The organism is Corynebacterium mastitidis DSM 44356 (assembly GCF_000375365.1).
GTDB lineage: Bacteria > Actinomycetota > Actinomycetes > Mycobacteriales > Mycobacteriaceae > Corynebacterium > Corynebacterium mastitidis.
The window spans coordinates 1-1137 of the sequence record NZ_AQXB01000037.1 but is presented as its reverse complement, the minus strand read 5'-3'; the positions used below and the strand labels follow the sequence as shown (position 1 = coordinate 1137).

General features: G+C 55.9%; 1 protein-coding gene. It reads right to left on the bottom strand.

Annotation, left to right across the window (positions count from 1 at the left end; all coding sequences use genetic code 11):
- Window positions 1-234: 234 nt before the first annotated feature.
- Window positions 235-1137 (bottom strand): replication protein RepA (locus tag B140_RS12805; RefSeq protein ID WP_018119479.1); only part of this gene is annotated, 903 nt, incomplete at its 5' end.

Below are 1137 nucleotides of genomic sequence, written 5' to 3'. Positions count from 1 at the left end.
AGCGAGGGTAAAGTTACGCACGGCATTTTTGCGTGAGGGTAAAGTTACGCAGCCTGACCAGGGCAAATAGAAAATGATAGCTGGGTCACACAAAACCGTGAGGGTAAAGTTACGCAGAGTTATCCACAGGGTTTGACCTGCGGAAACGCTCCATCCCGACCTTATGTGTTAAAAGACAAAAATAGAGGTGGCGCCACCAGGCACCACCTCACCGTCGTTTTTGCGCGACGACCGCTAGGGTTCCAAGGCCGGATTCCTCGGCGTCGGCTGCACCGGAGTAGGCCCCTGATAGATGACCACACCCTCCTTGGTGACCTCGGCCCCCATCTGCGGCCACAGCTCCTCGATTGCTTCCAAGCATTTCTTCATCTCATTGCGCAAGTCACGATGCTCCACCCAGGTGGTCAGGGTCTTCGGAGAGAAATGATTCTCCATCACATCCCAGTCAAACGTATAAGATGCCAACTTCTTCGTCTGATGCGACAACCAATACTTCTTCAATGCCAGCCAGGTGTAAATATCCATCGCCCTCGGGCGCCCCAAACGATTCAGCACATTCAAGTCCACCGGAATGGGATGTGCGACAAGCTCAGAGAAAAACTCCTCCGTCAACTCCAAAAACGAGTCATGCAACGCACCGTGATCCGGGTTGTGGGTCAACCACAGTTCATGCCGATGGCTAATATCCATCGTCGGCTTCGCCTCACGCTGCGTGGACAGCGCTGTTTTCGCCACGTTTTCCACCTTGATCGAACACGCCGCCAAACGATCCACCTGCATGCGGATGTTCTCTATGACCTTCCCACCGCCGCGCGTGGTCAACCCGATTGCCCGCAGGAACTCGTTCAGAGAGTTTCCAAACGGAATCCGCCTGGCCTCCTCCTGGCTTAGCTCCCCGCGCTGAGCCATCCCTGCGCGAGCCACGGCTTGGGTGACCACATAGGCCATGATCAACCGTGGGTACTTGCCATACGGCAGCCCGTCACTGGCCACCACGGTGACCTTCACCGGCCCCTGCTGGATCTGGTGCACCAGCTCAGTGCTACTTTTGTACGGAAACAGTGCTTGAACGAACACCCGGGTAGTGTACCCAACCTCAGCGTCAGAAGCAGGGTCAGTTACGATCTTGCTGGCGGG